This is a genomic window from Armatimonadota bacterium, from assembly GCA_016789105.1.
Classification (GTDB): domain Bacteria; phylum Armatimonadota; class Fimbriimonadia; order Fimbriimonadales; family Fimbriimonadaceae; genus UphvI-Ar2.
The window spans coordinates 198,190-223,368 of the sequence record JAEURN010000010.1; the positions used below are offsets into that span (position 1 = coordinate 198,190).

Annotated in this window: 25 protein-coding genes and 1 tRNA gene; 6 read left to right on the forward strand and 20 right to left on the reverse strand. The window is 57.4% G+C overall.

Going from position 1 to position 25,179, the window contains the following annotated elements; translation table 11 throughout:
- Positions 1-35: 35 nt before the first annotated feature.
- Genes rplB through rplC form a run of 4 tightly spaced genes read right to left on the reverse strand, consistent with a single transcriptional unit; the run spans position 36 to position 2,498 of the window.
- On the reverse strand, positions 36-869 hold the full coding sequence (rplB, locus tag JNM28_12645; protein MBL8069289.1) for a 50S ribosomal protein L2: 834 nt from the start codon (positions 867-869) through the stop codon (positions 36-38).
- A gap of 2 nt (positions 870-871) precedes the next feature.
- Positions 872-1,213, reverse strand: coding sequence for a 50S ribosomal protein L23 (gene rplW / locus JNM28_12650; GenBank protein MBL8069290.1), 342 nt, complete (start codon positions 1,211-1,213; stop codon positions 872-874).
- On the reverse strand, positions 1,213-1,866 hold the full coding sequence (gene rplD / locus JNM28_12655) for a 50S ribosomal protein L4 (GenBank protein ID MBL8069291.1): 654 nt from the start codon (positions 1,864-1,866) through the stop codon (positions 1,213-1,215). The genes rplW and rplD overlap by 1 nt, the downstream gene beginning before the upstream one ends.
- Positions 1,867-1,871: 5 nt before the next feature.
- Positions 1,872-2,498, reverse strand: a complete 627-nt coding sequence (gene rplC / locus JNM28_12660; GenBank protein MBL8069292.1) for a 50S ribosomal protein L3 — start codon at positions 2,496-2,498, stop codon at positions 1,872-1,874.
- Between the two features lie 257 nt (positions 2,499-2,755).
- On the opposite strand from rplC, the gene JNM28_12665 reads away from it, so the two are divergent.
- The gene (locus tag JNM28_12665; GenBank protein ID MBL8069293.1) at positions 2,756-2,962 is read left to right on the forward strand and encodes a hypothetical protein; all 207 of its coding nucleotides are present in this window, start codon (positions 2,756-2,758) and stop codon (positions 2,960-2,962) included.
- On the opposite strand, the gene JNM28_12670 is transcribed toward JNM28_12665, so the two are convergent.
- From JNM28_12670 to JNM28_12700, 7 genes are all read right to left on the reverse strand, one after another.
- The gene (locus tag JNM28_12670) at positions 2,952-3,668 is read right to left on the reverse strand and encodes a hypothetical protein (GenBank protein MBL8069294.1); all 717 of its coding nucleotides are present in this window, start codon (positions 3,666-3,668) and stop codon (positions 2,952-2,954) included. The genes JNM28_12665 and JNM28_12670 overlap by 11 nt on opposite strands.
- Positions 3,661-4,239, reverse strand: coding sequence for a hypothetical protein (locus JNM28_12675; GenBank protein ID MBL8069295.1), 579 nt, complete (start codon positions 4,237-4,239; stop codon positions 3,661-3,663). The genes JNM28_12670 and JNM28_12675 overlap by 8 nt, the downstream gene beginning before the upstream one ends.
- A 114-nt stretch (positions 4,240-4,353) precedes the next feature.
- On the reverse strand, positions 4,354-4,668 hold the full coding sequence (rpsJ, locus tag JNM28_12680; protein MBL8069296.1) for a 30S ribosomal protein S10: 315 nt from the start codon (positions 4,666-4,668) through the stop codon (positions 4,354-4,356).
- Positions 4,669-4,729: 61 nt separating this feature from the next.
- The gene (gene tuf, locus JNM28_12685; protein MBL8069297.1) at positions 4,730-5,935 is read right to left on the reverse strand and encodes an elongation factor Tu; all 1,206 of its coding nucleotides are present in this window, start codon (positions 5,933-5,935) and stop codon (positions 4,730-4,732) included.
- A 339-nt stretch (positions 5,936-6,274) separates the two neighbouring features.
- Positions 6,275-8,404 carry an elongation factor G gene (gene fusA, locus JNM28_12690; GenBank protein MBL8069298.1) on the reverse strand — a complete coding sequence of 710 codons (2,130 nt, stop codon included), beginning with the start codon at positions 8,402-8,404 and terminating at the stop codon, positions 6,275-6,277.
- 35 nt (positions 8,405-8,439) lie between these two features.
- Entirely contained in the window at positions 8,440-8,910 is a 471-nt protein-coding gene (gene rpsG / locus JNM28_12695; GenBank protein ID MBL8069299.1) for a 30S ribosomal protein S7, read from the reverse strand.
- Between the two features lie 23 nt (positions 8,911-8,933).
- Positions 8,934-9,314 (reverse strand): 30S ribosomal protein S12, encoded by a 381-nt coding sequence (locus JNM28_12700; GenBank protein MBL8069300.1) that lies wholly within the window; start codon positions 9,312-9,314, stop codon positions 8,934-8,936.
- Between the two features lie 386 nt (positions 9,315-9,700).
- On the opposite strand from JNM28_12700, the gene JNM28_12705 reads away from it, so the two are divergent.
- Positions 9,701-10,210, forward strand: coding sequence for a fasciclin domain-containing protein (locus JNM28_12705; GenBank protein ID MBL8069301.1), 510 nt, complete (start codon positions 9,701-9,703; stop codon positions 10,208-10,210).
- A 77-nt stretch (positions 10,211-10,287) separates the two neighbouring features.
- Positions 10,288-11,907, forward strand: a complete 1,620-nt coding sequence (locus tag JNM28_12710) for a mechanosensitive ion channel family protein (GenBank protein ID MBL8069302.1) — start codon at positions 10,288-10,290, stop codon at positions 11,905-11,907.
- A 61-nt stretch (positions 11,908-11,968) separates the two neighbouring features.
- Here the strand turns inward: JNM28_12710 and JNM28_12715 are convergent, their stop codons facing one another.
- The 4 genes from JNM28_12715 to JNM28_12730 form a co-directional block, all read right to left on the reverse strand.
- Complete coding sequence (locus JNM28_12715; protein MBL8069303.1) at positions 11,969-12,322, reverse strand: hypothetical protein; 354 nt, start codon at positions 12,320-12,322, stop codon at positions 11,969-11,971.
- Between the two features lie 25 nt (positions 12,323-12,347).
- Complete coding sequence (locus tag JNM28_12720; protein MBL8069304.1) at positions 12,348-14,933, reverse strand: hypothetical protein; 2,586 nt, start codon at positions 14,931-14,933, stop codon at positions 12,348-12,350.
- A 177-nt stretch (positions 14,934-15,110) separates the two neighbouring features.
- Positions 15,111-15,659 (reverse strand): hypothetical protein, encoded by a 549-nt coding sequence (locus JNM28_12725; GenBank protein MBL8069305.1) that lies wholly within the window; start codon positions 15,657-15,659, stop codon positions 15,111-15,113.
- Positions 15,660-15,712: 53 nt separating this feature from the next.
- A complete protein-coding gene (locus JNM28_12730; protein MBL8069306.1) occupies positions 15,713-17,014 on the reverse strand; it encodes a hypothetical protein in 1,302 nt (433 codons plus the stop codon).
- A gap of 141 nt (positions 17,015-17,155) precedes the next feature.
- Here JNM28_12730 and JNM28_12735 point away from each other — a divergent pair.
- From JNM28_12735 to JNM28_12745, 3 genes are all read left to right on the forward strand, one after another.
- A tRNA-Arg gene (locus tag JNM28_12735) sits at positions 17,156-17,231 on the forward strand.
- 114 nt (positions 17,232-17,345) lie between these two features.
- Positions 17,346-18,494: a tyrosine-type recombinase/integrase gene (locus JNM28_12740; GenBank protein MBL8069307.1), complete on the forward strand. Its 1,149-nt coding sequence runs from the start codon at positions 17,346-17,348 to the stop codon at positions 18,492-18,494.
- An 18-nt stretch (positions 18,495-18,512) separates the two neighbouring features.
- Entirely contained in the window at positions 18,513-19,778 is a 1,266-nt protein-coding gene (locus JNM28_12745; GenBank protein MBL8069308.1) for a hypothetical protein, read from the forward strand.
- Between the two features lie 94 nt (positions 19,779-19,872).
- Here the strand turns inward: JNM28_12745 and JNM28_12750 are convergent, their stop codons facing one another.
- From JNM28_12750 to JNM28_12770, 5 genes are all read right to left on the reverse strand, one after another.
- Positions 19,873-20,061 carry a helix-turn-helix domain-containing protein gene (locus tag JNM28_12750; GenBank protein MBL8069309.1) on the reverse strand — a complete coding sequence of 63 codons (189 nt, stop codon included), beginning with the start codon at positions 20,059-20,061 and terminating at the stop codon, positions 19,873-19,875.
- A 15-nt stretch (positions 20,062-20,076) separates the two neighbouring features.
- On the reverse strand, positions 20,077-20,436 hold the full coding sequence (locus JNM28_12755; GenBank protein MBL8069310.1) for a hypothetical protein: 360 nt from the start codon (positions 20,434-20,436) through the stop codon (positions 20,077-20,079).
- A 375-nt stretch (positions 20,437-20,811) separates the two neighbouring features.
- A complete protein-coding gene (locus tag JNM28_12760; protein MBL8069311.1) occupies positions 20,812-21,495 on the reverse strand; it encodes a replication-relaxation family protein in 684 nt (227 codons plus the stop codon).
- A complete protein-coding gene (locus JNM28_12765; protein MBL8069312.1) occupies positions 21,495-22,859 on the reverse strand; it encodes a type IV secretion system DNA-binding domain-containing protein in 1,365 nt (454 codons plus the stop codon). The genes JNM28_12760 and JNM28_12765 overlap by 1 nt, the downstream gene beginning before the upstream one ends.
- Positions 22,860-22,900: 41 nt before the next feature.
- Positions 22,901-25,177: a CHAT domain-containing protein gene (locus tag JNM28_12770; GenBank protein MBL8069313.1), complete on the reverse strand. Its 2,277-nt coding sequence runs from the start codon at positions 25,175-25,177 to the stop codon at positions 22,901-22,903.
- Between the last annotated feature and the right edge of the window lie 2 nt (positions 25,178-25,179).

The window sequence follows — 25,179 nt, forward strand, 5'->3', positions numbered from 1 at the left end:
CCCGGCGGCCCTCGTGGATACCAGCAAGGAGCGTCTTACTTCTTCTTGCGGCGGCGGACGATAAACCGATCCGTGCGCTTGTTGGAGCGGGTGGGCGAACCGATCGCCTTGTTGCCCCAGCGGTCGACCGGGCCCTTGCGGCGGCCGACGGGCGATTTGGCTTCACCACCACCGTGGGGGTGGTCGCGCGGGCTCATGACGACGCCGCGGACGTGCGGCTTGCGGCCTTTGCCCCGGGTGATCCCGGCCTTCCCTTTGCGCTCGTTTTCGTGCTCGGAGTTGCCGACTTCGCCGATGGTGGCGCGGCAATCCATGTGAACCATGCGCATTTCGCCGGATGGCAAGCGGAGGGTGCAGTAGCTCCCTTCTTTGGCCATGACCTGGGCAGATGCACCGGCGGAGCGAACCATTTGGCCGCCACGACCGGGTTGGAGCTCCACGTTGTGAACCAGCGTCCCCAGCGGGATGTTCCGCAAGATTTTGCAGTTGCCGGGCAGGATGTCGGCATCGGGCCCGCTGAGCAGGACGGCTCCATCGGTCACGTTTTTGGGCGCGAGGATGTAGGTTTTGGTGCCGTCTTCATATTGCAGCAGGGCGATGCGGCAGGTGCGGTTGGGATCGTATTCGATGCCGATAACCGTGGCGGGCATGCCATCTTTTTGCCGTTTGAAGTCGATGATGCGGTAGCGCCGTTTGTTGCCGCCGCCGCGGTTCTTCATCGTGATGCGCCCGGTGTGGTTCCGGCCACCCTTCTTTTTGATGGGGGCGAGCAGGCTTTTTTCGGGCTTCTTCTTGGTGATTTCCTCGTAGGTTGCGGCGATTTTGTGTCGTCGCCCTGGCGAGGTTGGTTTGACTTTTTTGGTCGGCATGGTTAGACTCCGAAGCCCTCCAGGACTTGGCCGGGGGCAAGGGTCACGATGGCCTTTTTGTGGCCGGCGGTCTTGCCGGGTTTGCGTTGACCGACGCGCCGCGATTTACCCTTGACGTTGATGGTGTGCACGTCTTCGACCGTGATCTGCTCCTTGGGTTTTTTGCCTTCGTTGAAGATGGCTTCAACGGCGGCTTTGATTTGGATCTTGTTTGCGCGGGGTGCCACAACAAACGTGTATTTGCGGACGATGAGTTTTTCGTCTTTGATCCGCGGGTTGCCGAAGGCGAGCAGCCTGGTTTTTTCGGTGATGTGCGGGTACAGGATGATTTCGTGTGCGTCCATTAGGCGAGCCAACACTCCTCTGTTTTCTTCATGGCGTCTTCGGTGACCACGATTTTGTGGGCCACCAGCAGGTCGCGGGTGCTGAACGATGCGGCTTTGCCGTCCCGGCTGGGCGCGGTTCGCAGTTCCACGTTGGGGATGTTGCGGAAGCTTTTGACCACCGCGTCATCGTATTCGGGCACGACGATCAGCACGCGCTTGACGTCGGCCAGGCCGAGTGCGGCGAGAACCGCTTGGGCATCCTTGGTTTTGGGTGCCTTGAAGGCGATCTCTTTGCTGATGATGACATCGCCCGCGTTGGCCTTTGCACCGAAAGCGGCCATGATGGCAAGCCGGCGTTCCTTGCGGTTGACCTTTTTGCTGTAGTCGCGCGGCTTGGGGGCCAGCGCAACGCCGCCATGGGCATAGTGCGGAGCGCGGATCGTCCCTTGTCGGGCGTTACCGGTCTTCTTTTGTTTGTAGGGTTTGCGTCCGCCGCCGCGGGCTTCGCTACGGGTGCGGGTGCTTTGGGTGCCTTGCCGTGCGTTGGCTTCTTCGGCCACCACGGTCCGGTGGAGCACCATGTTGTTGACGGTGAGTTCGGCAAGGGGGCCGGCGAGCTTGTGCTTGCCGACTGATTTGCCTTTGTTATCAAAGATTTCAAGTTCTGCCATGGCGGTTACCTCTTGGCCTTGGTCACGCGGACCAGTCCATCCGGTGCGCCCGGAACGCTGCCGCTGACCCAGACGAGGTTGCGTTCTGCGTCAACCCCGACGATGCGGCTGCCTTTTTGTGTGACCTGGGCGTCGCCCATGTGTCCGGGCTTTTTGGTGCCTTTGAACACGCGTTGCGGCCCAGTTGCCCCGCTGGAAAGCGGTCGGCGGTGGGTCATGTAGCCGTGGGTCATGTGCTGGCCTTTGAAGTGGTGGCGTTTGACGCCGCCGGCAAATCCGCGTCCTTTGCTGGTTGCGGTCAGGTCGACCTTGTCGCCGGCGGCAAAAATGTCGGCGGTGATCGCCTGGCCAAGCTCGAACCCACCGGGGTTGTCAACACGGAATTCGGCAAGGTGGCGGAGGTTGGTGGTCAGCCCAGCCTTTTTGAGGTGGCCGTGCTTGGGAAAGCTGAGGTTTTTGTCGCTCATTTCCCCGTAACCCACTTGGATGGCATTGTAACCATCGGTTTCAACTGTTTTGATTTGTGTGACGTAAACAGGCCCGGCCTGGATCACGGTGACAGGGATTGCCTTCCCTTCTTCCGTGAACACCTGGGTCATGCCTACTTTTTTTCCAAGTATTCCTGAGAGCATTTTGCCTCCTGCAGCTTCTTTATGGGGCAGCTGGCCGTCTAATTGATGTCGCCCGATCCCCCGGTGGTTGAAACCGGTTGCGGGTCATCCCGGCCGCGCCTTATCACAAGCCGCGATCATGCTGGGCGGTTAGGCACCGCTTGCAGCAACGCATGATTTTGGCAGGTTCGCATCTATCACGCTAGGTCCCCCAAGTCGGAGCCGGAGGAGCCCATCCGCAGTTTTCAAAGAACAGTCCTTAGTTCAGCTGTTCGTCCATGTCAAACCTAAATGTCAGGTCGGTATTGGCGACTTTTGGGGAACTAATCCAGAAGATCGGCCACATCGTCGACGTCACAACCGATGCAATGATTGATTTCAAGTTCATGATGTGGAGGATCCTCCCCATCGCGGAATGCGGATTGCGGGCGTCGGGTGCGACCTTTTCGGTTAAGAAATCGACACTCGCAAACATCAACGAATGACTTTGATCGTGCGGGACAAAATCGTATCGCTGTATCCGCCGATCTCGCGGACGAGAAGTTCCCGTTTGGCCGCCGATGAGTTCACCGTACGTGTGAAACTCCAGGTGCCGTCTTGCCCGACATTGGCATAGCCGAGAACGAACCGGTCCAATTGGATTCTGACTTTTGCACCCGGCTTGCCGGTGCCGGCCACATTCAATTCTGTGCCGCTGACGATCCCATTGGGGATCGGCCGGGCAACCCGGAGGTTGCCATCGCTCTCCGGTCCCGGCCCCGGCGGTGGTTTGAGGGCGATGGGTTCCGCAAGGCGCACCATCCCCCAATCGAGGAACTCGACTCGGATGGCCCGCGGTGGCGGTGCGCCGATGAGCATCTCAAAGTCGAACTTCCCGCTCTCGCCGATTTTGACCGACCCCATCTCGGCGCCGTCACCCAAGACGCAGACTCTGGAACCGGGGGGGCCGCTTCCGACAAATTGGTTTTGACCCAGTTTGAGTGCGGCCGAGGGTGCCGGCGATTGCAGCAGGGGCGCTCCTGGCTTTGCGCCAAACGGCCAAACCGATCCGGATGCCTGCACGGGGTGGATGACCCCCTTGGAAGAGAGTGAGGCTCCTGCCCAACCAGCGGTGGCCACCGTCAGCAAGGCCGCCACCGAAGCTTTGAACACATCGTAACGGCGGAAATCTTTATCGAGGCGGTTATCCATCCCGGCCCCCTTCTGCTTTCTCCCGAGCTTCTTCGATCCACGCGTGGAAATTGACTCGGCGCCAAGGCTCTGGCGCAATGATCAGTTCGAGTTGTTCTGGGCTGAGGGCGGCAAGTTGCTTGAACGTCACGACACCGGCCCTCCGAAGGGAATCTTCGTAAACCGGGCCGATCCCCTTGATATCACGCAGGGGCTCGCGGGTGGCAGCGCGTTTGCGCGTGACGGGCTTTGCCTCAGTGGCGCCGGCACCGTTGTCCATCAAATAGGCGTAACCCGAATCGGCAATAAACCGCCCGTTTGCCACTGCCTTTGCTACTTCAAGCTCACTCTTCAAGGCGGCGACTTGCTCCATATGCGCCGCCCGATCGTTCATCAATTGGGCACCGAGTTCTTGTTTTTGGCGCTCGAGTTCTCGCACGCGGACGGTCAGGAGTTCGCGTGGTTCGAGGTTGCAGGCATCGGCGATTTTTTGCACCATTTTTTGGCGCAGGTAAAAACGGTCGAGCATCCACTGCACGATCCAACCGGCCAGGAATCCGGCCAGGGCGTAGAACCAGGGGTTATCGGGCATTGAGCGCCCATAGTGTACAGACTGGAATTGGCGGCAGGTGCCACCCAGAAGATAAAAAGCCGAAAACCAGGAATATTCCTGGTTTTCGGCTCTAATATCCGGCGAGCGGGCCGGTTAGACGGTTTTGATTTGGATATCGACGCCGCTGGGCAGGTCGAGCCGTTCCAGGGCTTCGATCGTCCGGTTGGTGAGGTCGTGGATATCGAGGAGGCGGTTGTGCACGCGCAGTTCGAAGTGCTCCATCGACTCTTTGTCGATGTGGGGTCCGCGGATGACGCAGAACCGCCGGATTTTCGTCGGCAGGGGGATGGGCCCGCTGATCCGCGCGCCTGTGCGTTTGCAGGTTTCGCTGATCTTCACGGCCGATTGGTCGAGGATACGGTGGTCGTATGCTCGAATCCGGATTCTAACTGTTGGCAGTCCGCTCATAGGTTTCTTTCAAATTTGTTGCCTCCCGGATCAAAATCCGGGAGGCGGTATTGGGCCTTTGTTATTCGTAGACCTTGGTGATGGTACCGGCGCCGACCGTCCGGCCGCCTTCGCGGATCGCGAACTTGGAGCCTTGCTCCATAGCGATCGGGGCGATGAGTTCGACAGTCATGGTGATGTTTTCACCCGGCATGACCATTTGAACCCCTTCGGGCAGGTGCAGGGTACCGGTGACGTCCGTGGTGCGGAAGTAGAACTGGGGCCGGTAGCCCGTTGTGAACGGGGTGTGGCGTCCGCCTTCTTCTTTGGCCAAGACATAGACCTCGGAATCGAACTTGGTGTGCGGCTTGATGGAGCCGGGTTTGCAGATGACCATTCCGCGTTCGATGTCTTTGCGGTCGATCCCGCGGAGCAGCAGGCCGACGTTGTCGCCGGCTTGGCAGCTATCCAGCAGTTTGCGGAACATTTCGATACCCGTGCAGGTTGTTTTGCGGGTGTCGCTGATCCCGACGATCTCGACTTCGGTGTTGACGTTGAGGGTGCCGCGTTCGACCCGGCCGGTGGCGACGGTACCGCGACCGGTGATCGTGAAGACGTCTTCAACGGCGCACAGGAACGGCTTTTCGGTATCGCGTTCGGGGGTGGGGATCCATGCATCGACGGCATCCATCAGGTCGTAGATCGGCTTGAGGGCGGCATCATCCGCGCCGGCGCCGGCTTCCAGCGCTTGGGTGGCCTTAACGGCGGAACCGCGGACGATCGGGGTGTCGTCGCCCGGGAACCCGAAGCTGCTGAGCAGTTCGCGGATTTCCATTTCGACGAGTTCGAGGAGTTCCTCATCGTCGACGAGGTCGACTTTGTTGATGAAGACGACGATGTAGGGAACGCCGACTTGGCGGGAAAGCAGGATGTGCTCGCGCGTTTGCGGCATGGGGCCGTCGGTACCGGAGACAACCAGGATTGCGCCGTCCATTTGGGCGGCACCGGTGATCATGTTTTTGATGAAGTCGGCGTGGCCCGGGCAGTCGACGTGCGCGTAGTGCCGGGTTTCGGTTTCGTACTCTTGGTGCGAAATGTTGATCGTGATCCCGCGGGCTTTTTCTTCCGGAGCGTTGTCGATTTCGTCGTAGTTGACTTTCTTGGAGAGGCCCTTGAGGGAGAGGCTGCCGGTGATGGCAGCGGTCAGGGTGGTCTTGCCGTGGTCGACGTGCCCGATCGTACCGATGTTCACGTGCGGCTTTGTCCGTTCGAATTTAGCTCTTGCCATTGTTTCGTGTTGTCCTTGTTTTCACATCCCACCCGGTTTTTTCCGCTTCGCGCAAAGCCGCTTCCGCAGAGCCACCCAGGATGATTTGCTCAATCCTGAGCCGGGCGAGACAATACCGCCAGTGCCGGACGGCCCTGGCGCGTGAGCTATGAATGATGCCAGATCAGGCGGCCGGAGTTCAACGGGACCCGGGCCATTTGGCGGAGCTAGGCCGGTTGCCGCGTAGCCATTTTGACCCTCTTCTTAGTCCCCGTTGACAATCGATTCCCGAAGGCGCTGCCTTCAAAGCAACAATGCCCCTGCTTTGAATGGCAGGGGCATTGCCGAGGGCGGCTAGGTTCAGCTGCCTTGGTTGTTTCGTTCGATGATTTCCTTTTCGATGCTGTTCGGGACTTGCTCGTAGTGGGAAGGCGTTACGTTGGGGGTTGCCCGGCCCTGCGTGAGGCCGCGCAAGGTTGTGACGTAACCGAACATTTCCGCCAGGGGCACGTGGGCGTTGACGATTGTCACGCCACCCATAGCGCTGTCCATGCCTTCGATCCGCCCGCGCCGACCGTTGAGGTCTCCGACGACGTCGCCAACGTTGCCTTCCGGCGTGGTGACTTCGACGTGCATGATCGGTTCTTTCAGGATCGGCTTAGCCTTCTTCATGGCTTCGCGGAACCCGATGATGGCGGCTTGCTTGAAGGCGTTTTCGTTAGAGTCGACGTCGTGGTAGCTGCCATCGGTGACGGCAACCCGCACATCCACGACCGGGTAACCAGCGACGACGCCGTTGCTCAGCGCTTCGCGGACACCCTTTTCGACAGCCGGGATGTATTCCTTGGGAATTGCCCCGCCGACGACCTTGTTTTGGAATTCGAATCCCTTGCCGACTTCGAGCGGGCTGATTTCCAGCGTGCAGACCCCGTATTGGCCAGAACCGCCGGTTTGCCGGACGAAGCGACCTTCTGCCGATGCGGTGGTGGCCACAGTTTCGCGGTAGGCGACTTGCGGTTTGCCTTGGTTTGCCTGGACGCCGAATTCCCGGTTGAGGCGGTCGACGATGATGTCAAGGTGGAGCTCACCCATTCCGGAGATGATCGTTTGGCCGCTTTCCGGGTCGGTGAAAACACGGAACGTGGGATCTTCTTCGGCAAGGCGGGCCAAGCTGGAACCAAGTTTTTCCTGGTCGGCGCGCGACTTGGGTTCGATTGCGACCTGGATGACCGGTTCGGGGAACTTGATGGCTTCGAGGACAATCTCGTTGGCGGCGTCGCAGAGCGTTTGACCGGTTTTGACATCGCTAAGGCCGATCACGCCGACGATTTCGCCGGCATAGACGGCATCGATGTCTTGCCGGTTGTTGGCGTGCATTTCCAGGATCCGGCCCACGCGCTCAGTCCGCGACCGGAATTCGTTGGTTTGCGGGTCGCGGTAAGAGACGGTGACTTGAGAGCCTTTTTTGAGCATCCCGCTGTAAACGCGGACATAGGTGAGCCGTCCGACGAATTTATCGGAAGCGATTTTGAAGGCGAGGGCGCTGAACGGCTCGTCATCGCTGGGCTTGCGCAGCTTTTCCTGATCCGTGTCGGGGTCGACACCGCGGATGGCATCCACGTCAAGCGGGGACGGCAGGTAGTCGGTCACGCAGTCGCAAAGGAACTGGACGCCTTTGTTCTTGAACGAACTTCCGCAGAGGACGGGGATGATCTTGTTGTTGACGGTTCCGTACCGGAGGGCCTTTTTGAGGTCTTCCATCGGGATTTCGTCGCCTTCAAGGAACCGTTCCATGATCGAGTCATCGAATTCCGCGATCGACTCCATCAGCTTTTCGCGCCATTCGGCAGCGGTATCGACAAGGTCTGCCGGGATGTCGGTTTCCTCAAAATCTTTGCCATCGTCGCTGGTGTAGATCGTGGCCTTCATGGTGAGGAGGTCGATGTACCCCTTGAAATCGCTTTCGGCGCCGATGGGGATTGCGACGGGTGCGGCGTTGGCCCCGAGCCGGTCGCGCAGTTTGCCGACGACGTCATAGAATTCCGCCCCGAGCCGGTCCATTTTGTTGACGTAGGCGATGCGGGGGACTTTGTATTTGTTGGCCTGCCGCCAGACCGTTTCGGACTGGGGTTGGACACCGCCGACGGCGCAATAGACGGCGACGAGCCCATCCAACACGCGCAGGGAGCGTTCCACTTCAACGGTGAAGTCGACGTGCCCCGGTGTGTCGATGATGTTGATCTTGTGTTCGGGCTTGTCGAGTTTGGATCCGCGCCAGAACGCCGAGGTGGCTGCCGAGGTGATGGTGATGCCGCGCTCTTGCTCTTGCTCCATCCAGTCCATGGTCGCCGCACCTTCGTGCACTTCCCCAATCTTGTGGGTCTTCCCGGTGTAATAGAGGATGCGTTCGGTTGTGGTCGTCTTCCCGGCGTCGATGTGGGCGGCGATACCGATGTTGCGGACAAGTTCAAGCGGGTGGCTTCTGGACATGTGTTGGGTTTCCTCTTGTTCGGGTTCGGTTCAAACTAGAACCGATAGTGGCTGAATGCACGGTTGGCGTCGGCCATGCGATGGGTGTCTTCTTTTTTCTTAACGGCGTTCCCGGTGTTGTTGTAGGCGTCGACGAATTCCCCAGCGAGTTTGTCGATCATCCCTTTGCCGCTGCGCTTGCGGGCAAACGTGACGAACCAACGCAGAGCCAAGGTGGACTTGCGCTCTTGGCGGACTTCCATGGGAACCTGGTAGGTTTGGCCGCCAACGCGCCGGGGCCGAACCTCCATTTGAGGCATGACGTTGGCCATGGCCTTTTCAAAGACTTCGAGCGGTTCGGCTTCGACTTTTGCCGCGGCCATTTGCAACGATGTGTAAACAATGTGTTCGGCCTTGGATTTCTTGCCATCGAGCATGAGCCGGTTGATAAACCGCTGGAGGAGGACGCTGCCGTGGACAGGGTCGGGCAAGATGCGGCGGACGGGGACGGGACCTTTTCGGGGCATGGTGTCTTCTCGGTTACTCCTGGTTACGAAGCCTGCTTGGGCCGTTTGGTGCCGTATTTGCTGCGGCTTTTCTTGCGGTTGTTGACGCCGCCGGTTTGTTGGGCGCCACGGATGATGTGGTAGCGCACGCCCGGGAGGTCTTTGACCCGGCCCCCGCGGACGAGGACAACGCTGTGTTCTTGCAGGTTGTGCCCTTCGCCCGGGATGTAGGCGGTGACTTCGACACCGTTGGTGAGCCGGACACGGGCGACCTTGCGCAGAGCCGAGTTCGGCTTTTTGGGCGTCATGGTGCGCACGTTGGTGCAGACCCCCCGCTTGAAGGGGTTGCGCTTCAGGGCCGGCGACTTCGACTTGATCGTCGATTTGGTTCGGCCTTTCCGGACTAACTGGTTAACGGTCGGCATTCAATCCTCTGGTCCTTGTTGCGCCATTTGGCTTCCTGGGCATAAAAAAAGCCCGGTCACTCGGACACGGGGCTCGGCAAAGTCGACTCGTTTTCTCTTTCGATTCGCTGTTTCTTGCTGCCCGAACCTCGTGGAAGTTGCTGGCAGGCACCGGTATCTGCATGAGACTCCCTGTGCCAGGAACGCGATGATACGCCCGAATTCACCCAGGTGTCAAGGTCCCGACCTGACTGCTAGGTCAAACGGGCTTCAGTCATCGCCGCAGCGGGCCGGGCCATCGGTCCCGAAAATATCATTTATTACTGATATTTCTGGAACAGTCACCTTGCTGACCCCGTTTTGATCCACATCTGGCCACAAACCAGAAGCTAACCCGAGAGAAAACCATGAGATTCAACACCTTTGCCGCCACCGCCATCGTGGCGCTGGCCTTCGCCTCCTCCATCGCCGCTGCCCCTGCCAAGAAAGATATTGTCGATACGGCAGTCGACAGCAAGCAATTCCCCACCCTGGTTTCCCTGGTTCAAAAAGCTGGATTGGTGGAAACCCTGAAGAGCAAAGGGCCGTTCACGGTGTTTGCCCCCACTGAGGAAGCCTTTAAAAAGCTTGACAAGAAGACTTTGGACGCCGTACTGAATGACAAGGAACTTTTGAAGAAGGTTCTGCTTTACCATGTAGTGCCGGGCAAGGTGATGGCCGCCGATGTCGTCAAGCTCAACGGCAAATCGGCCAACACCGCCCTCAAAGGCGCTGAGGTTCACATCAAGGTCAAGAATGGGACGGTTATGATCGACGGAGCAAAAGTCGTCAAAACCGATATCGGGGCGACTAACGGAGTCATCCATGTGATCGACACCGTTCTGGTTCCGAGTGCCGACGAGCTGGCCGGCAAATAGGCTTTTCCTTCCAACCCTACAACCCCAAGGCGCCCTCCCCCGGGCGCCTCTTTTTTTTTTGGGGTAGCTTGATTTCGATGGTGTGGTTCCGCCGCGGCCTGATCTTCCTTTTGATCGTTCTAGCGGTTGCCGGATGGGGTCAGGCAGAAACCGGGATTTCCGGTTTGGAGACTCCCCGGGCGACTTTGACCACCTTCCTCTCTGCCCTGAATGAAGTGCCGCCGGACACGGCGGCCGCCGCCCGTTGCCTTGACCTTGAAGATGTCCCCGCCCTCATCAGGGATTCCCAAGGGCCAAGGCTGGCCGTGCAGCTGTTCGGCATCCTCAACCGGACGAAGTTCATCGATATCGAATCGGTTCCGTCGAGCCCAGAGGGGGCCGATTACGTCATCCCTCTCCGCATTCGCATGGGTGGCGCAATGCGCGACCTCCCGCCGCTGGTGTTGAGGCGGGGATCGGACGGTGCCTGGCGCATCGCCCGGGAAACCGTCGGCGCAATCCCCGAAACCTGGTCGGCTGTCCAGGGTCAACCGGTATTGGGGGATTTGAAGGATTTGAAACCCATCCTCCCGGTGTGGGACGCTTGGGCGACGACCAACCTTCCCAGCTTTTGGCGCAGCAAGAGCCTTTGGGAAGTGGCCAATTGGAAATGGGCCGCACTGTTGATCGCATTGGCCATCGGTTACCTAGCCGGGGTCGTCATCCGCACGGCGGCGAAGCTGCTGCTCCGCCTGAGGACGGGCCCGTTTGGCAGCACCCTCCCCAAAGCTCAGTTGGATTCGGCGGGCCGGGGCATCGGCCTCTTCGTCATGGGCTCGGTGTTTGGGTGGTTTGTCCACTCCCTCCTCCTCCCTCAAGAACCAAATGCAGGGGCGATGCTGGTTGCCCTTGTCTTGCAAACGGTGGGGGGGACATGGGTCGCGGTGGCCGCCGTCGAATCGTTGATCAACCGGTTGACTCCGCGCGTTGCGGATTCGGACCGCGCAGAACGGCTTTTCTTGCCGATCCTGCGCAATCTTGGCAAAGTGGTAGTCGGCGCCATTGCCGTCCTCTTCTTTTTGCAGAAGATCGGGTTCGACGTTACGGGGTTGATCGCCGGACTTGGGATCGGCGGCGTCGTAGTGGCCCTTGCGGCCAAAGATTCCGTTGAAAACCTGTTCGGCTCATTCACTTTGATCTTCGAAATGCCGTTCCAGATCGGCGATTGGATCATCGCCGATGGGATAGAAGGGACAGTGGAAGAGATTTCGTTGCGGTCGACGACATTGCGGACTTTCCACGATTCCACCCTGCTCGTGCCGAACAGCAAGTTCATTGCGAGCCCGGTGGAGAACATGGGCCGCCGCCGGTACCGGCGGATGAAAGTGACGTTGGGCATCACCTACGATGCGACGCCGGACCAGGTTGAGAACTTCGTCAAGAGTTTGCGGGAGTACATCTTGGGCCACCCCAAAACGTGGAACGACAAGATCCACATCGTGTTCAACAACTACGGCCCAAGCAGTCTGGACATTCTGCTGTACCTGTTCATCGATGCGGCCGACTGGGGAGAGGAGCTGATGACCCGGGAGGAGATTTTGTTGGAAGTCATGCGGATTGCCGAACGGTGCGACGTGCACTTTGCCTTCCCGACCCAAAAAATGATCATCGACACCGAGAAGTCGTCGGCTTCCATGAGGATCTTGACCGACGAGTGAGCGGTTCACCTCAGGGACTGACCCATCCTCGTCTGCCAGCTACCCCGACAAGAACCCCAAGTCAGCTCCGGCTACGGATGAGCTTGGCGATTTTGGAGACGATGCCGATGGCGATGAAAATTGGCGCGACCTTTTCAACAATCGCAAATGCGGTGTTGGCATGGTCGTCCACCACCCGGGCGATGCCCCGTGTCCTGATCCCGACCTCATCGGTGACATCTTTGATGTTGGCCGCGATGTGGTCGGCCTTGTCGGCAAGCGAGTTGACCCGCCCTGTGAGCCCTTGGAGCATTTTGCGCAAATCAAGCAAGACCCAAAGCATGGCGACGCTGACGATGGCGAGGAGGCCCATCGCCACCGAACCCAGGACAAAGAACATCGTCGATGTCGTCACCCAAGACTCGGGAAGGTTCACTTGGCCATGATACTTGTTTGCGCGGTCAGATGACTTGGCCGCGGATTTGCGTCCTGCGCCCGGCGGCCAACTGCAGCGGGATTCGGAACCGGCCATCTTCCCCTTCGAGTTCGTCGGTTCCCACCCGGATGCGCCTCCCCCACAATCCGGCGACCACCAAGTGGGTTGACGCCGGTTTGTCGGACGGGTTTTCGATGACCATTTCGAACCATCTGAGCCGCGCGTCGAGCCTCAGCTCGCGGATGACGCCGAAATCGGCAACGAATTCTGCGCCGATCTGCCGCATCACGATTCTCCTCCCCACGCCATCCCAGGGGCGGACGATGTGCACATCGGAATCCATCATGTGGTGGCAGCCGAACGAGTAGCCGTCCTGCGTCCGGTTGGGAAGGACGTAGCTGGCGGCCCCGATCAGGTAGTGGGCATAACCGAGGCCTCCCGCCCCGGTGAAGTGGTTGTAGCCGGCGTGCTTGCTGCTAAGGTCCGGGCAATAGCACATGCTGGCGGCCCCATCCCCCCGGATCAGGGCCCAGGGGCCCATCATTCCCCCAAAGGCCAGCCGGACATACGCATCGGGCAAGGCGAGGTAATCGCGATCCATCATGCCGAAAAAGATCATCGAGTTCGGGATGGTTGTGTGGCCCAGGCATAGCTCCCCCCGGTCGAGGACGGCTTTGAGGCTGGTCGATTCCCCGTAATCGCCATACCGCTTGTCGCTGCCGTACCACCACCAGCTGGGAGCCAGGGAACGGGTTGCAAAAGCGCACCGGACTGTCCTTTCCAAGTGGTCGTCGTCATCCTGGAACCGGGCGGCGGCGGCAACTTCTTCAAAGCCCGACGTATCCATCACCGTTTCGCCGGCAAATGGGTATTTGAGGTCGATGAGCTCCCCGCTTTTGAATTCGATCCAGTGCCGAACCGTATCGGCCTCGGCGGCGAGTCCGTGGAGTTCAAGGTCTTCGGCTAGGTCGTAGAACCGCGCAAATCCAAGTACGCCGACTGATCGCACGTACAGGCGCCAACCGTGCTTGAAGAGGGCATCCACGGTTTGGGCGGCCAGCTTGAGGTATTCGGTTGGGGTGCGGCTGGTTTGCCCATAGTTGCTGGCGACTTTGGCCATGGCATGGTAGATATTCGCGACGCTGGGATAGGTCATTGGCCGGCCGAAATAGGCGGGTACCCCGCCGACCAAGATGCTGGCGACGGCGCCGTTCGCCGGGTTTTGCACCCGGCTCAACAAAAACCGCTCGACATAGTTGTCCAGGATCGTGACTTCGTTGGCGACGGGGTAGACGGCATTTTTCTCGGCAAGAAAAAGGGCGTCACCTAAGGAACATTCGAGCCCACTTGGTTCTTCGTAGTCGGCTGGGTCGGTGACTTTCATCGGGCGTTCGTCAATAGCCCCGATCTCGGCGGGAACGATGGCATGGGCCATATCGCCGGGGGCCTCCATGACTTGGTTCCGAACGATCCAATCGGCGCGCCGTTTGATGAGTTGTTCGACGGGGTCGGTGAACATCAGGTGGGCGTGGCACATCACGCCTTCGGAGTTTTGAAAGCTGACGATCATTGGCCCGGATTCCGCCGGTTTTACAAAGCAGAAACCGCCGTTTTCGTCCACGTCGACTTCGGTCGTCGCTTCCCGGCTGACATAGAATTTCGACACCGCCGTGCCTTGGACTTCCACCCCGATCCCAACATCGATGGGGGCGACAGCGCTGGGCAAAACCCGGATCGTCGGCCGGCTGCACGCGGCCAAGGTGTGGTGGACGCCATCGAACTTGTCGCTTTCACTGGCCACAAACCGGGTTTGAACGACCCGGGTGTCGCCGGGCTCCAAGATCAGGGATGTGTGCTCGTTGAACCAGGTCGGCCACTCTTCCCTTTCGATGGTTGCTTTGCTGTACACGTAGACGATGGGAATACCTTCCCACTGGTGCGGGGTGTTCAGGCTGCCGCGGACGTGGTTGAAGAACTCCCAGCCGGTTTTTTCCCCTGGGAAGGCGATCAATCCCGGGCTTTGGGCGGTCATGCGTTGGGCAAACAGCCAGCTTGCCCCTCCCCCGATGAATTTGTGGATATAGACCCGGCTTTGCCACAGCCGGGTGAGCTGCTCGTCGTTCCACCCAAACCCGTCGAAGTAGTTATTGAGGGCAAACGGGAGCCCCAGCTCACCGATTTCGACCGTCCGGCGGCCCGTGTTTTTGATTTCGATATCCCAAACAACTTGCGGGATCACCGATGGATCCTCCCAATATTTGCCCGTGACCTCCAAACTTTCAAGGAATGGGAATTCGTACTCGAATTCCAGGGCCGCATCCTGGCTTTCTTCGATGGACTGGGGGTTCTTGAGCCGCGCGCCACTGAGCCGGGAGCTGACCCAGTGCTCATCCGGGTTTGTGCGAACCGAAAGCAGGATTGTGCCCGGATAGTAGTCGTCCGCCCCTTCTTCACCAAATTGGAGAGGGGGCAAAACAAACTGGAAATCTTCGCCTTCGTCGGGCAGGGCCGGGTCGGTGGCCCACAACTGGTGGATGCGGCCATCGTTGCCGAACTCCATTGTGATGAGGGTTGCGGCTAATTCGGGCCGTGCGAACTCAAAGTCATCCATGCTGCAAAACGAGATTACCTGTGCCGGTCAGGCCGGGCGCATTCGACCGCCCAAGTCCGGCATACGGCGTTGTGGCAAGCCGGGCGGAGACGCACCCGCCGGGGGCGGACCAGGTCAAACAACAAAGGGTGGGGCGGCCTGGCTGCCACCCCACCCTTTGCACTAGGCGCCAACTTGTCAGTTGTCGACTTTTGCGATGGCCGCATCCAGTTTGGCGAGGCCTTCTTTGTCTGCCTTGAGGTTGACGAAGTTAGCGACGACTTTGCGGTTGCGGTAAACGATGACGGTGTTTTTGACTGAACCGTCGGTGTTGATCTTGTATGCCTTGACGGCTTCGCTGGTCGACGGGATTTGGGTGATCCCCACATTGCCGCCCTTGACCATCTTTGCGATTTCGCCGTTGTCGGAGACGCAGGCCTCGCACGCGGTGACCCGGACTTCGAACGCTTTAAGCTCGTGCTTGCTGTTGGCAACCTTGTTGTCAAGGTGGTTCAGCATGGCGACGATGTTGGATTGGTCGTCACCAGTGTTCCAAACTTGGATGGCCGGTCGATTGCCATATTTGCAAACCGGGCAGGTTTCAGTGCCCTTATCTGGCCCGGCGATGTGGGTGGGTTCGAACGCTGAGGTCATTTCGCCCGGTTGCAGGCCGCTCATGGGGGCAAGGGCAAGAACGGGCAGGGCCAAAAGGGCGGCGGCGGCAAATCCAAAGATCGCTCGTTTCATCGTGTGATTCCTCGGCCGCATGTGTGCGGCGGCACTAATCTATTCTAATGCGGCTAACGGGGTGAATGTTCCGCAACATGCCCAATGGCTTCCAATCCATCGATCATTTTCCGGCAATCGGAGAGGAGGTAGAAGCTCCCAGTGACGAGAACGAATTCGGAATCCAGATGGGCAAAAGCGTCTTCGAGCGATTGGTGCCAGTTTGTGATGGCGCAGGTAGCCGCCAAATCCCGTGGTGCCACGGCGGCATCCCAGCTGATCGGTACACACCGGATTTCGCCCCCCAGAAGCTTGAGGGCTTGGGCAACGGGCAGCGGGTCGTGACGTTGGATCATGCCAAAGAGGATGTTGGGTCGGATTCCAGGGTATTGCCCACGAAAGGTTCTGACCAATTCGGCAGCCGACTGCTCGTTGTGGGCGCCATCAAGGATCCATGTCCTGCCGCCCCGCCGCAAAACCTCGAATCGGCCGGGGATGAATGCGGTTTGGAGCCCGGTTTCCATGGCGGCACGCTGTTCTTCGATGGAGAGCCGGCCGGCGGTTGCCGCCAGGAAACACTGGGCGGCAATGCCGGCATTGTGGACTTGGATGGGAGCCCGCAGATGGCGGGGTTTAGGCAGATCGAACGTACCAAAAGCCGATTCCAATTTGAACCCGCTTCGATCTTTATCGGCCGTAACGATCCATTCTTTGCCGTATCGGTGGATAGTCGCGCCGACTTCTGTCGCTCTTTCCTCCATCGGGGCCATCGCTTCGGCGGTGATTTCACCCATGATCGCCGGGCGTCCGGGCTTGATGATCCCCGCCTTTTCCTCGGCGATTTCAAAGAGGCTCCCACCGAGCACATCCATGTGGTCGAACCCGATGCTGACGATGGCGCTGACGACGGGGTCGATGATATTGGTGCAGTCGAGCGTCCCGCCAAGACCGACTTCGACCACCGAATACTCGACCCCCATTGCCTCCCAATAGGCAAAGGCCATGGCGGTGAAGATTTCAAAAACGGTGCAGGTGCCGTACTGTTCGGCAGCGAGTTGGGCGGCAGCCTCCTTGGCCAAGTTGGCCATGCGGATAAAACATTGTTCGGCAATGTTCTCGCCGTTTGCGGCCATCCTTTCGCGAACCGTGTACACGTATGGGCTGACGCAAGACCCCGTAGTGAGCCCGGCGGCGCGCAACATGGCTTCGGCCATCGTCACAGTGCTGCCCTTCCCGTTGGTTCCGCCAATGTGGACGTGGTTTCTTTGACCGCCATTGGGAACGCCCATGACTTCGGCGAGCCGCGCCATGCGATCTAACCTCCGCCTCCAAGCAGCACCACGGATGGAGTAGATCCATTCCATGGCTTCGGACATGGTTTCCACGGTCTTTGATTTTGGCTCCTATTGGGGCGGGGGCACCCCCAATTTGTGGGTATTTGCTGTGACAATTACGCTGGGGGGCGGACACCCCTGGGCTGATTCCCGCCAATTGGGCGTAGGTAGACTCTTGAATCCGGCCTCGTAGCTCAGTGGATAGAGCGCCTCCGTCCTAAGGAGGGCGTCGGGGGTTCGATTCCCTCCGGGGCCGCCAAGATTTTGAACCTAAAACCAGCTTCCTAACCCCTTTCAAGGGACTCTCAGAAAGTCCAGGTCTCTCCAAGGTCTCTCCAAAACGCATTCCGAAGCGGTGTACAATCATGGAGGTATGGCGACAAGAGCGGACAGCGGAGAGGGTTCATGCCGAAAAATCCAGAGCGGCAAGCTCTCCGGAAAGTGGCGGGTTCAGTACCGCCTGAGAAAGCCAGACGGCTCACAGAAGCGCGTTTCGCGGGTGTTCAGCACGCAGAAGGAAGGGCTGGAGTTTCTTCGCTCGCTTCGCAAAGACGGAAGCCCGGTAGCTCACCAAATCACCCACGACCTCACGTTTGGTGACTGGCTCGGTTGGCTCATCAAGAATGACTGGATCGAGTCCCTCGACCCCAAGACGGTGCGGGACCGGAAGACTCGGTATGAGAAGTACGCCAAAGCGAGGTGGTCAGATGTTCCGCTCACTCGCATTGATCCGGTGGAAGTGAAGTCCTTCTACACCCACCTTCGTGAAAACGGAGTTGGCCAACACACGATTATTGCCCTTCGAGTGCTTCTGGTTCGCGCATTCAACCAGGCCATCGCTCCGTATGGTCGCGTCCCGCACTTCTGGCGTAATCCGTTTGCCCTTGAGCTCAAGACCCCGCCGCGCCGTGTCGCGGTCGCGCTCACTCCCAAAGAGGCGAAGAAGGCACTGGCATCCAAGGACCTCGATGACAAGCGTCGCGCCATGCTTGGCGTGTACCTACTTGCTGGTCTTCGGCTCGGAGAGCAAATGGCGTTGACGGTAGGGCAAATCAACTTCAAGGAGAAAACGATCCTGGTTGACCGGGCGGTGAAGCTCACGGAGAAGAGTGCTCAGACGGTGGGGCTACCCAAGGGAGACAAAGTGCGGATCGCTGTTCTGTGTGACACACTTGCGGCAATCCTGCGACCACTTTGCGACGGGAAAAGCGACGACGAGTATCTCTGGAGCACGGTCGAAGAGAATAAGCCACGGATGAAGGCTCTCACCTATGCCACGTGGCGGAGGCTCCGCAAAGAAGCCGGGCTACCCGAAGACATGAGCCCGCACGACTGCCGCCTCACCCACATCAACTGGATTGAGAAACTGTGCCCAGACGTCTCCACAACGACGTTGAAGGAGCACGTGGGTCACGCCGGGGTTGGTGTAACCGAGGTCAATTACACCAGACCCCTCGCCTCCGCACATGCCGTCCTTCGCGACTCACTAGATCAACTTCTAAAACAGAAGGCAGATAAGTAGCGGAGGTAACATCGCCGTATGACACATTTTGAACTGGGACGGACCAGATTTCCGACAATTCTCAGTACAATTGCGCTCTGCACATTCGCTACCGCGCAGAATTTGCGAGTATCCGATCTTCCATCACAAGCCCAGGCATATGTTCAAAAGTCAACGACGTCTCTGTCTTTTGTGGGATTTGTCAGTGGCGGTAACGAGGCCATTTTTTCTGCGAACGATGGGTTGATCCGTCATGTAAACCTTCGAACCGGCGAGTTGGTTCGAGCAATTGGTGGCTCGTCTAGACGAGACTCTGATCTCAGAAATTGGGCAAGCAAGTTACCCCTGCAGCCATTCACTAACAGGTTCCAGATGTATCGGCTGGCAGTGAGTCCAAATGGCCTCTACTACAGTTACACTGATGCAACAAACGTCGCTTGGGTCGTTGATACAAAGACAGGAAATGCAGTCTTTAGCTCTCAAACAGGAATTACGAATGGAGGTATGTGGTGGTCTGGCTCAGGAAAGTTCTTCTGTATGCCCATGATTTTTGTACTTCCCAACGACCCTCAAAAGAAGGAGAGTGTTTTTTCGCTTGTAGAATTTGACCCGCAGACAAGTACTGCAAGAATCGCTCGACCATGGTCCGTCCAAGAAGATAATGCTCCCGATGCGCATAAGACGCCTCGGAAACGATGGATGAATGCGACGTGGTGGTACGAGATGCCTGGTGGCTCGTTCTCAGTTTCTAACAACAGAACAGTTGCTCCCATTTATGGCTATTTCTTTAGTGAAGTAGACACATCAAATGATCAGGCGGTTGAGCTGCCAATTGCAGTCCTGAATCGGGACGACATAGTGATCAGCCCCAATTCGAACATCATTCTGGTCAATGACCGAAAAGGCAAGAAAGTCTGGCTGACGAAGATTGGTCAGGATAAGCCAGTAGTCATCGCGGACTATTCACCGGTTACCGCTGAGGGGTTTGATGGATCAATTACCCAGCTGCGTTGGGTTGGCACTGATAAATTTCTATTGACGTCCGTGAGCGCCAAACGGACTGCCCAAAAGATCGAGCGAGTAATAAGCGATTGGTCGCTGCGAGCCTTAGCGGAACCTGCCAAGGTCTTAGCAGATGAAGCACCAAAGTGGGCCAGCACAACATTTTCTTTCTCCCCGGATGGTAAGTGGGCCATTGACTCAATGTATATACGGAAAGTTGAAACTGGAAAAGGGTGGCTCGTAGAGTCAAACTTTGCCGTGCATCCCTCAGAAGCGACAATCAAGTTTACGCCAGTCGAATAAGTGAGATTTAGCACTCAGATTGCCTTTGACATGAGTCAGTGCACCTTGCGCACTTCGCTCGATGCTCTGTTTGTCGATGGAAAGAAGTAGTAGTTCAAGAACTTCGTTCCTGCTTCTCAAGGTAGTCCTGAAGTTGCCGGGCGGAAATCCGCCTGGCTCCTCCAACTTTGAATGACTGGAGCTTTCCTGCCTGAATCGCTTCATACAGGAAGCTCCGCGACAGTGACATGAGCTTTGCGGCCTCTGCCACCGTGTATGCGAGCTTCTGGTGTTGCTGGTTCATAGGGTGTCACCGGTATCAATAGAAACCCATGCGCTTGCGGTTGGACCTTCGGTTCATGACGCGAGTCACATCTGCGGCGTACTTCACGCCGAACAGCTCTTTCCACTGGTACGTGACCTGCTCGTCTTCAAAGTAATCTTCGACTTCGATGCCTTGATGTCCCATGTGCGCCCCGATCAGAGCCATCGCCGCCATCGGGTCGTGCGGAGCGAGCGATTTTACGGCCTCGACGATGAGAGCCATCGAGTACTGGGCCTCGCTTCTAGCGGTATACCCGTCGCCGTAGGCAAGGGCTTGATCGGAGCGAGCAATGGCGTTCCGAGCCCCATCAAGAAGCTGAGTAACGCTGGCGGGGAGTGATTGAAGTTCTGCCATCAGACGCCGTCCTTGTGGTCTCGTGAGGAGCTGTGTCGAGTTGGGTTGAAGTGCTTCGCGTGCCAGAGCATTACGATCAACCCGTTAGTTTCGGGGCACTTAGCGCGAAGACGAAGCACCATGTCGTTGGCAAGAGAGATCGCTTCGCCACGCAACAGCAGAGCACGCTCCTTGAGACCTTGTTCGTTGAGCTGGTACGAGAGTTGGAGAGCATTGGTCGCTCGGTCCAACCCATCCAGATACCAGAGTGGCAGTTTTGGCATTTTAAGAGTCTTCATTTTCAGTTCTCCAGCTCAGCTGACTGAGCTTCACTACATGAACGATTGTGGAGTTCGGATTTCCAAGTTCTCCACTCGGAATTTTTTTGGCACCATCTCAGCTCCATCCACCAACCATCGATACACCTGCGGATTCAAAGGTTTTAGCAAGGAAGCCGTATGAGCAGCCAGCGGGTGCAAGCTTTAGGAGCCGCTCGGCTCTCAGCTTTCCAGTAGTCACGATAAGGAGGTTGAAGTTGTCGAAGCCGTACAGCCGCTTGGTGTGCCCGCCATTCTGAAACTCGTGGTACACGACGAACTTCGACGCGAATTTGCTTGGCGAGACATGGCCCATGTCGCATTCAATGAGGACCGGCCCTTTGGGAGTAATCGCCATTCCGTCTGGTCGGACTTCCAGGGTTTTGCCTGCAACTTCAAAGGTGCGCCAGAGCATGGGTTCGTGCCGCCACTCGGTTGCACCTTTGGAGGTCAGAGCAATGCGAATGTTGGTGACGCTGAGGGCATGCCTGAGGAATCTGGGAGAGGGCTGACGAGTGGCAATGAGCCTTGCTGTCCGGTCACTCAAGACCTCGGGAGCGTTGACGCCGGGAACGTAGAGACTGCCACTAAAGTACGGGGTCTCGATCCGCCGGACAATGCCAAGTTCCCGAAGCACCCGGAGCCTTGTGTTAACTCTGGTGATCGAGCCGAACATTCCTAAAGCTAGGATTTGGTCGCGGCTCAAGACGTGCGAGAGGGCGAGTTCTCTAACAAGATCGGCGTCTCTTGGGGTGATGACCATCAGAACCAGTCCTCTAAGGAGCCGGAATCTTTTGAATCAGTCTTTGGCTTGCTAGGTCGCTTAGCCGGTTCGAGCTTTGCCTGGGCAGCACTCGGTTCAATAGTTACAGGGGACTGATAAGGTGCGTTCTCGTGAGATTCATGAATCTTGGAGAGGAAGAGTCGGCCCTCATGATCAAGCACTCCTCCGTTTCCAATTGGAGTGTTTATCTCAACCCCAACTAAGGGTTTGTTTCCTTTCTTCACCACGCAGGTTCCAACCGGGAGCTTGGTTAGATCAAGTGCCTTGCGGTCTCCGGTGAGGTCAGCGGACATGGTCTGGGCGTCATCCCGCCCGAGCCGGAAAGCCATCTTCAAGCCAACGTTTCCAAGGATAAGCGACCTGAGGCTTGTACCCACTTGGGAGAGTGTCTGGTGGGCGCAAATCACCGAGAACCCGAACCGCCGCCCTTCGGCAATGATCGAGGAGATGTCTTCGCTGGCGAAGTGGGAGAACTCATCCAGCACCAACAGAACAGGGTTTCGTTGGTGCTCGGCCTGACCAACCCTGGAGAACATCGTTTGGGTGAGGCAACCAAGAAACAGTGAGCCAAACATGCGGCCCACGTCAGCGGTTTCGTCCACTGCGAGGGACACAAGCAATATGCTCCCATCCTGATTTAAGTGATCCGTGAGGTTCACAGGTTTGCGGTCGCTCAAGATCGCCCGGAGTTTGCGAGTAGCAAACACCCCGGAGAGCTTGTTCATCACCGGCATGGCGAGAGTGGCTCTCCGGTCGTCGCGCATCTCGTGGAAGCGAGTGAGGAACGCTTTCACATTCTCCGACTCGGTGTGGTCGATGAGCCAGGCACGATACGCATCGTCGTAGAAGGCGGCTTCAAGCTGAGTGAGCGGTTCACCAGCTTCAGCGAGAGCTGTCAGGAAGTACCGAAGCGTCTCTTCAAGCTGTACTCCGAACGACTCTGAGCCTGCCTTGACGGTCGCGGCGACGTTGAGGGCTCGCTTGTGCGCAAGTCCCGCCCCGCCCAAGGGATCGAATCCCATGTGTGGCGACGAGTCGCGTAGGTCAAGGACCTTCACCAGTGAAGGTTCGACCCTCTCAGCGAGCAAACTCAGTACGTCGTTCACCTGATCCCCTCTGGCATCAATGAGAACCAAGGAGTCGCCTCTCAGAATCGCCCCAGCTATGAGGTGGGTGAGCGCGACTGATTTTCCACTGCCCGAGGCTCCAAGCATTAGGCCGTGAACCGCGAGTTCACGCCTCGAAATGCCGTACAGCCGTGTGGCTGGGTGGTCAGCGTAGTTCTGATAGTCAGCTTCGATCCCGATCCAGTGCTCGGGTCTATTGCTTCCGCTTTCGTGCATGTCGCTAACAAGAACGAACCGACCGGAGACAATTCCAAGTTTTAGTTCAGCCGAACTGTGCTGTCGCCTGCCACTTCAATTTGGCTTACCCTGCTTCCTTTGTCGACTGAGTGCATGTCCATGAGCGCCTCTTCAACGGTCATGCCGGAATGCAGAAGCATATAGAGGCTTTCGGCATTCTCCAGCGCCTCCACGTCCCGCACCTTTCGTGGGTAATAGAGCACACACTTTGCTCCCGAGAACAAGAATGCATTGACTAATGAGACGTGATAGCCGAATGTTGGACGCCGCAGAAATCCGTTGCAACAGGAGAGGAACAGTATATCTACCAACACCTTCTCTCTACAAATCATTGCGGGAGACACGTGGCACAGCCCGTTAGAGCCATCTGAGAGCAGCAGTCCATTGCTACCGTGCCTATCGTCTCCGTGCGTAACTATGTGAACTACCCGAGAGGTGCGGAGCGAATCTAGAAATCTATCAGCGCTTGCCTCGTTTCTCAAGAAAGGTCTGACTTCAAGTAACTCTCCCACACGAGCCGCTTCTTCGCATCCGAGGGGCAACTCGTGGAGGCCTACTTTCCTGAACCCGTCAGCAGCAAACACTGAGCTACCCACTCCGGAATCTTCACTCCTGACCCCCTGTGTATAGCTCCCTGACACCAAACCGACTAGTGATCCTAATGCAGTGAGGACTCCACGCTCATCAGTTAAAACCAGGGTTCCTATCTGCAAACCAGCGAGTTGGTCGTCGAGATACACTCTGACGCGGCCCAACTTCCTCACGCACCCTAACATTTCGCTCACCCGAAGGAGATCAGAAAGTGACCTAAGAGTTGCTTCGGTTGCCATACGATCACCACATCTCACATTGAGCAGATGCTTTCTAAGCTCCGCAGTTAGATGGATGGCAGAAACAGACCAAACACGGCTTCCCATCTTACTACTGTAAAGATGAACCCAGAACTGGTCCCTGTATACTTTGATTACTAAAGTGCCCTCGCGATATTCGTCCCTCTGAAGCTTTCTACTTAGCAATAACTGCGAGATGAACTTAAAGTCACTGACTTGAATGCGACTTGAACTCTCTGCTGTACCCGTCTCTACAAATGTGGACTCTACAGACGCGACTATCCACTCCTTGTTGCGAGGCTCTTCAGTCTCACTCAGCAATTGTGCAATTGATCCAAAACGATCTTCAATCTCAACTGCTCGATGGAGGCTAGAACCGCCGATTAGCAACAGCGCACTTGAAACTGACTCAAGTAGCTGGTTTAGACGAACAAGTTCGTGCTTGGTTCTCCTACCAATCTTTAAACAAAATCGCCGGACTGTCCTGACGAGCACATCCAAAAGTGACTCCACGCGAGGCAAGTGTCTTCGAAGTCGCTCTGGCTTACTGTTGCACCAAGTGCACCCCTTCCATAGTTCAAATCGGTCAATATCGCACTCCTGGCAAACCTGGCCGCCAAGATAGCAATGCGCAAGAATTAGATCGACAAGCGCGGAGAGATCGATAACCTGGTCGGGAACGCCGTCCAAGTGATGAAGGTAAGTAGCTTCAAGGTCGATTACTCCGTGAAAATTACCAGCACGATACCGAGTTCTAATTTCTAGGCCGATGATCCCCGTTCGCACCAAAGTGTTCGACGTCGATTCACCTGACCACTCTTGGAGCGTATGCCACACTCCATGCGGATCGCTGAGATCAAGTTCGACGAGACAAGATGCAGCATTAGCCCATGCCAGGGGCCGTTTTCCAATCCTTTCCCAAATGCGTAGAGATTGCACAAGTGCACTCTTTGCGGCATTGTGTTCTCCAATCCGAGCATAGCGACTGCCAACGTCGCCGTAGGCAGCTGCTAAGTTCTCCAGATTGATCTCGTCGCTTCCCAGACCTTTGATGATGTTGAGCTTTTGCCTAGCTAGCCGAAGGTCGGCGGCAAAATCATTATTCATGTGTGCCAGCAACATCTTTACAGTTAAGAGGTTGATCTGGACGATCTCATCGGAGCCGAGTTCCCCAAGCCTGGCCTCGCAATCCGTCACGAGGCTCAAGTCCGAAATGGTAAAGCCCACGATGGCAAGCTCTCGAACTGCGTTCGACTCTTGGACGGGCGAATCCGCATTGCGCACTGCTATTCTGCCGTGGGCCAGAGCTTCTTCCGTGTATCCAAGCTCGCCGAAGACTCGGACTGCCTCGATATTGATTAGGTGCGAAATCTCAGAACAATTTTGGTCTTTCTTTAGTAGGACTCGCAAATGTTGCTCGGCCTCATTAAGTTTCCCCGACTGCCTCAACAGTCGAATCGCGGACAACT